The sequence below is a fragment of the Massilistercora timonensis genome (assembly GCF_048354975.1).
In the GTDB taxonomy this organism is placed as follows: Bacteria; Bacillota; Clostridia; order Lachnospirales; family Lachnospiraceae; genus Massilistercora; species Massilistercora timonensis.
The window spans coordinates 21,982-28,571 of the sequence record NZ_DBGCJQ010000075.1; the positions used below are offsets into that span (position 1 = coordinate 21,982).

5 protein-coding genes are annotated in these 6,590 nt (G+C 54.0%); 1 reads left to right on the forward strand and 4 read right to left on the reverse strand.

The features are described from left to right. Positions 1 to 29: 29 nt before the first annotated feature. The 4 genes from ACML7B_RS07110 to ACML7B_RS07125 all read right to left on the reverse strand — a co-directional run bounded on the left by ACML7B_RS07110 (position 30) and on the right by ACML7B_RS07125 (position 4,439). Positions 30 to 1,310 (reverse strand): diaminopimelate decarboxylase, encoded by a 1,281-nt coding sequence (locus tag ACML7B_RS07110; protein ID WP_346708288.1) that lies wholly within the window; start codon positions 1,308 to 1,310, stop codon positions 30 to 32. Beyond that, the gene (locus tag ACML7B_RS07115; RefSeq protein WP_346708287.1) at positions 1,307 to 2,023 is read right to left on the reverse strand and encodes a TrmB family transcriptional regulator; all 717 of its coding nucleotides are present in this window, start codon (positions 2,021 to 2,023) and stop codon (positions 1,307 to 1,309) included. The genes ACML7B_RS07110 and ACML7B_RS07115 overlap by 4 nt, the downstream gene beginning before the upstream one ends. Before the next feature lie 92 nt (positions 2,024 to 2,115). Beyond that, positions 2,116 to 3,552 carry a pyruvate kinase gene (gene pyk / locus ACML7B_RS07120; protein WP_418540203.1) on the reverse strand — a complete coding sequence of 479 codons (1,437 nt, stop codon included), beginning with the start codon at positions 3,550 to 3,552 and terminating at the stop codon, positions 2,116 to 2,118. A gap of 20 nt (positions 3,553 to 3,572) precedes the next feature. Continuing rightward, positions 3,573 to 4,439 carry a hypothetical protein gene (locus ACML7B_RS07125; RefSeq protein WP_346708285.1) on the reverse strand — a complete coding sequence of 289 codons (867 nt, stop codon included), beginning with the start codon at positions 4,437 to 4,439 and terminating at the stop codon, positions 3,573 to 3,575. Positions 4,440 to 4,698: 259 nt separating this feature from the next. On the opposite strand from ACML7B_RS07125, the gene ACML7B_RS07130 reads away from it, so the two are divergent. Then, positions 4,699 to 6,590: acyl-CoA dehydratase activase (locus ACML7B_RS07130; RefSeq protein WP_418540205.1), on the forward strand; the 1,892-nt coding region annotated here is incomplete at its 3' end.

The window sequence follows — 6,590 nt, forward strand, 5'->3', positions numbered from 1 at the left end:
ACAAAGCATTTACAAAGCAACTAAATAACTTACTTACACTCCTTCAGAAGCTTCTGCCCGATCTCAAAACAATCGAAGGTGGCAAAATAGTCCGCCGGCGTCTCCGCCCTGCGGATCAGCTGAGTAGTCCCGTCTTCTTTGAGCAGCACCTCAGCGGACTTCAGCTTTCCATTATAATTGTACCCCATGGAAAATCCATGGGCCCCGGTATCGTGGATCACCAGAAGGTCGCCCACTTCGATCTCCGGAAGCATCCGGTCGATGGCGAACTTGTCATTGTTCTCGCACAGCGAACCAGTCACATCATACTTGTGGTCGCAGGGAAGATCCTCCTTCCCCACCACAGAAATATGATGGTAGGCGCCGTACATGGCCGGACGGATCAGGTTCACCGCGCTGGCGTCCACACCGATATATTCCTTGTAAGTATGCTTTTCATGGATCGCCCGGGTCACCAGACACCCATAAGGTCCGGTCATAAACCGTCCCAGCTCCGTATACAGGGCTACATCTCCCATTCCCGCCGGGACCAGGACCTCTTCATAAACCTTCCGCACTCCTTCGCCGATGGCGCGGATGTCATTGGGCTCCTGCTCCGGCCGGTAGGGGATCCCTACCCCTCCGGAGAGATTGATGAACTTGATATGACACCCGGTCTCCTGCTGAAGCTCTACTGCGATCTCAAACAGGATCCTGGACAGCATGGGATAATAGTCGTTGGTTACCGTATTGCTTGCCAGGAATGCATGGATCCCGAACTCCTTCGCGCCTTTTTCCTTCAGGATCTTAAAGGCCTGGGTAAGCTGTTCCCTGGTCATTCCGTACTTGGCGTCCCCCGGGTTGTCCATGATATCGTTGCTGACCTTGAACACCCCGCCCGGATTGAACCGGCAGCTGATGGTCTCCGGGATCTTCCCGATGGCTTTCTCCAGGAAATCGATATGGGTGATGTCATCCAGGTTGATGATAGCCCCCAGATCATTGGCATAAACGAATTCTTCCGCCGGCGTATCGTTGGAGGAGAACATGATATCTTCTCCCACCGCCCCGATGGTCTTGGAGAGCATAAGCTCTGTATAGGAAGAACAGTCGCAGCCGCAGCCGTACTCTCTTAAAATATTGATGAGAAACGGATTGGGCGTAGCCTTCACCGCAAAATACTCTTTATATCCGGGATTCCAGGAAAATGCCTCCCTCAAGGCCTCCATGTTCCTGCGGATGCCTTTTTCATCATAAAGGTGAAAAGGAGTGGGATACTCTTTCACGATTTCTTCTAACTGTGCTTTCGTCACAAATGGTCTTTTGTTCATGATCGTCTGTCTGCCTCCTGTATTGCTGTTAATTTTATCTCATTTGCCAGAGCACGCTTATAGAGGTTCACAAAGTTCTTCTGGCCGGAATACAGACAGGTGTTCATACTGCCCTCCCCATATTCTCCGATCAGGGCGTACCGGGAATCTGCTATGATCCCGATCTCTCTTCCCCGCGGTTCACCCACATAGACCCGGGCATTCTTAAGGCTGACCGGCTGATCCGTAACGATCACCAGCTTCTTTCTTGTGGCGATCAGATGATCCAGCTCCTCTACAAGAAGAAGCAGGTAATTCCTGGTGCAGGAAATGTAAACCCGGTCTTCCGCGGTGATGAGGAGATTCTTCATCTTGTTCAGGATGTGGTCCGCTCCCTCGATGGTGATATATCCTTCCACATGGGATTTTCCTTCCGGCTTATGCTGGATCAGCCATTTGGCTGCCCCCTCCAGTCCCCGGATGCTGTTGCGGCAGAACTCATCCAGAGGAACCGGCACATATTTCCTTGTGCTTCCTTCTTCCACCAGATAGGCCGCCCCCTTCTCCGTCATACTGGCAAGGGATGCATAGGCGTTGGACCGGGAAATTCCGATCTTCTTCGCCACCTCATATCCCGTCGTCTTCCCTTCCATAAGAAGACACTCATAGATACAGGCTTCCTGGCGGGTAAGCCCGAACTCTGTCAGACGTTCTGTAAACACATTGTTTTCCATGTCTTACTCCTCTTTCGTGCTCTTTTAGTAGTTCTCTACAGAAACACTATAAATGAGTTCTCCGGTTCTGTCAACCTTTCACCCAAAATTCATTACTCCACTACCGCAATCCGCATCATATTACTGAAACCAGTTCCCGCGCCTGCCACATGGGGCGACGGGATCCCTGCCGTCAGCACCACCACGTCTCCGGTCTCCGCCAGCTGTTTGGCGCAGATCAGCTCAATGGCGCTGTTGCAGATATCTTCGGTGGTATATACCTGAATGGATTTCAGCGGCCGCACGCCCCAGTACATCTGCATCCTGCGCAGGGTCCGCTCATTGGGGCTGACGCCGATGATCTCCGTCTTGGGTTTGAATTTGGACACCACTCTGGATGTAGCTCCGGACATGGAGGGCGCGATGATACATTTTGCCCCCAGATTGCCGGCCGTGGTCACAGTGGCATGGGCCAGGGCGCTGGATACGCTCTTCATCCGATGCTCTTCCGCCTGCTTCAGGATCAGGTCGTAATCCAGATGCTTCTCTGTATTCTCTACAATGTGCACCATCATCTGCAGCGCTTCTACCGGATACTTGCCCTGGGCTGTCTCACCGGACAGCATCACCGCGTCTGTTCCGTCGTACACCGCGTTGGCCACATCTGTCACCTCCGCACGGGTGGGACGGGGATTGCGGATCATGGAATCCAGCATCTGGGTGGCGGTGATCACCGGTTTATAGTTGTCATTGCACCGCTGGATGATCATCTTCTGCAGATAGGGAACTTCCTCCGCCGGGATCTCCACGCCCAGGTCTCCCCGGGCAACCATGATGCCGTCCGCGCAGCGGATGATCTCGTCAATATTCTTGATCCCTTCCGCGTTCTCGATCTTGGCGATGATGGGGATATAAGGCGCCTCGCATTCCTTCAGGAAGGCCCGGATCTCCAGGATACATTCCGCATTGCGGACGAAAGAGGCCGCGATGAAATCGATGCCCTGCTCCACGCCGAATCTTAAGTCCTCCCGGTCCTTCTCCGTGATGGCCGGCAGCCGCACCGGAACATTGGGCACGTTCACGCCTTTGCGCTCTCCCAGCTCTCCGCCGTTGACCACCCGGCAGACGATCTCATCCTGCCGCTTTGCCTTCACTTCCAGTCCGATCAGGCCGTCGTCCACCAGGATGATGGTGCCCACCTGAACGTCCTCCACCAGGCCGTCATAGGTGATGGAGACCTTCTTCTCGTCTCCTTCTGTCTCTCTGGTAGTCAGGATGAATTCACTTCCTGTCTCCAGCATTACTTTCTTCCCGTCTTTCAGCACACCGGTACGGATCTCCGGTCCTTTGGTATCCAGAAGGATGGCGATAGGCTTCTTCTCTTCCTCCCGGATCCTTTTCAGCATATCCATGCGGCCTTTCTGCTCCTCATGGGTGCCGTGGGAGAAGTTAAATCTTGCCACGTCCATGCCTTCTCTCACCAGGGCGCGCATGATCGCCTCATCGTCGCTCCGTGGTCCCATGGTACATACGATCTTTGTTTTCTTCAATGTCTCTTCCTCCTCATTTCCTATTTGACATGTGTATGGGTAAACAGATGATCCTGACAGTATTCGTAATTCCCGTTACACTTGGAACAGTACCGGAATTCCAGATTTGGGTCGTCCAGCTCCGTCCTTCCGCACACCGCGCAGCGGTGTCTGGCTCCGCCGGGATAGTGATTCACCGGACGGGATGCTCTTACCTTCTTCTGGAATTCCCGCTTGCGCCGCGCCTGCTTCGGGGAATATCCCCTGCTGTGCCTGCTCCCCAGGAAGAAGATCACAAAGTTCAGGATGGAAACCGCGGCTCCGATGGCATTGGACCGGTAGAAGAATCCAAGTGGTCCTCCTCCGTAAGCCGGCAGGAAAGCCTGGACGATGGTGTAGAGGAAATAGATTCCGTCCAGCCAGCCCAGCCATTTGGCCTTGATCGGAATGGCGAAGAACAGATAGAACTGCATATCCGGATAGATTGCCGCAAAGGCGAAGAAAAGCGACATATTCAGATACCAGGTTCCCAGCGGGAAGGAAAATCCGGTGATAAAATATGCGGCAAAGGCTGCGATCACATGGAACAGCATCCCCGCGAAAAAGTACAGGTTAAATCGGAAGGCCCCCCATGTCTGTTCCAGGGATTTTCCCAGCATGTAATAGAGATAAAGGGCAAAAACCATGAAAAGATAGCTGGTCTGGGGCGGCTGGATGATAAAGGTCACCACACGCCACACCTGCCCCCTAAGGATCGCCGGCACATCCAGGCACAGATACTGATAATAGAACTCCGGCACGAACAGCTGGAGCACCAGCCCCGCGACATAGAGCACGATGATGTAATACATCAGATTGTGGATGGCATATCTGCCAAATTTACGTTCTAATTTATCTAACCAGTTCATGTTCGTTTCACTCCGTTTTTTCATGATAGCACTGTAGTCATTCTACCGTCTCGGTGGGTGTTTGTCAATCGGTTCTGCCGCGCCGGTTTCCCGGTCTGTTGCGTTTTCTTAGCAGATTCTTAGCGTCTCTTTATGGTTTCTTTAGATTTTGCGAATTGTCATTTCAAATATTTTGTCGTATAATGTTACGTGTTGCAAAAACGGGACACACATTTAATAAGAAGAAATTCATAGATTTACTATGTGAGGAGTTTTCAATATGAGTCAGAAAGAGCAGTATACACTGGGTATTGATATCGGTTCCACCACGGTCAAGATCGCCATCCTGGACATGGACAATGAAGTGGTGTTCTCCGACTATGAACGGCATTTCGCCAATATCCAGGAGACCCTGTCCGACCTTCTTGGCCGGGCCATCTATAAATTAGGCGCCATCCACGTCTCTCCGGTGATCACTGGTTCCGGAGGACTGACCCTGGCCAAGCACCTGGGCGTTCCTTTTGTCCAGGAAGTGATCGCCGTATCCACCGCCCTGCAGGATTACGCCCCTCAGACTGATGTGGCCATCGAACTTGGCGGCGAGGACGCCAAGATCATCTACTTTGAAGGCGGCAATGTGGAACAGCGGATGAACGGCGTGTGCGCCGGCGGTACCGGTTCCTTCATCGACCAGATGGCTTCCCTTCTCCAGACGGACGCCTCTGGTCTTAACGAGTATGCCAAGAATTACAAGGCGCTCTACTCCATCGCCGCCCGCTGCGGCGTGTTCGCCAAATCCGATATCCAGCCCCTGATCAATGAAGGTGCGTCCAAGGAAGACCTGGCCGCCTCCATCTTCCAGGCGGTAGTCAATCAGACCATCAGCGGTCTGGCCTGCGGCAAGCCTATCCGGGGCCATGTGGCGTTCCTGGGGGGACCTCTTCATTTCCTGTCTGAGCTCCGGGAGGCCTTTGTGCGCACCCTGAAGCTGGACGACGAGCACACCATCGCGCCCAACCACTCCCACCTCTTCGCGGCCATCGGAAGCGCCCTGAATTCTGAGCGGGATCTGGATGTGGCGCTCCAGGAGATGCAGCAGCGTCTGGAGGGACGGATCAAGATGGACTTCGAGGTGGACCGTATGGAGCCCCTCTTCGCCAGCGAGGCGGATTATCAGGAGTTCAAGGAACGCCACGACCGGCACCAGGTTCCGGTCAAGGATCTTGCCTCCTATCAGGGGAAGGCTTTCCTTGGCATCGACGCCGGATCCACCACCACCAAGGCCGCCCTGGTGGGAGAAGACGGAACTCTTCTCTACTCCTTCTACCACAATAACGAAGGAGATCCTCTGGGCACCACCATCGCCGCCATCAAAGACATTTACAGCAAGCTTCCCGAAGGGGTGGAGATCGTCCACTCCTGCTCCACCGGATACGGAGAAGCGCTGATCAAGGCCGCCCTTCTTCTGGATGAAGGAGAGGTTGAGACTGTAGCCCACTACTACGCCGCTTCCTTCTTTGAGCCGGATGTAGACTGCATCCTGGACATCGGCGGCCAGGATATGAAATGCATCAAGATCAAGAATCAGACGGTAGACAGCGTTCAGCTCAACGAAGCCTGCTCCTCCGGGTGCGGCTCCTTCATTGAGACCTTCGCCAAGTCCCTGAATTATTCCGTGGAGGACTTCGCCCATGAAGCCCTGTTTGCCGGCAACCCCATCGACCTTGGCACCCGCTGTACCGTATTCATGAATTCCAAGGTAAAACAGGCGCAGAAAGAGGGCGCATCCGTGGCGGACATCTCCGCCGGCCTTGCCTACTCTGTCATCAAGAACGCCCTGTTCAAGGTGATCAAGGTGTCCGATGCCACAGAGCTTGGCCAGCACATCGTAGTCCAGGGGGGAACCTTCTACAACAACGCGGTGCTGCGAAGCTTTGAGAAGATCGCCAACTGCCACGCCATCCGCCCGGATATCGCCGGGATCATGGGGGCATTCGGCGCGGCTCTCATCGCCCGGGAGCGTTACATAGACTGCGAAGGCACCACCATGCTTCCCATCGATGAGATCGAGGCCCTGGAGTATTCTACCACCATGACCAAATGCAAGGGCTGCACCAACAACTGCCGTCTCACCATCAACCACTTCAGCGGCGGCCGTCGGTTTATCACCGA

What these genes read in the sequence shown, in the direction of transcription:
- ACML7B_RS07110 (WP_346708288.1), bottom strand. Translation starts at nt 1,310, where the DNA reads ATGAACAAAAGACCATTTGTGACGAAAGCACAGTTAGAAGAAATCGTG.
- ACML7B_RS07115 (WP_346708287.1), bottom strand. Translation starts at nt 2,023, where the DNA reads ATGGAAAACAATGTGTTTACAGAACGTCTGACAGAGTTCGGGCTTACC.
- ACML7B_RS07125 (WP_346708285.1), bottom strand. Translation starts at nt 4,439, where the DNA reads ATGAACTGGTTAGATAAATTAGAACGTAAATTTGGCAGATATGCCATC.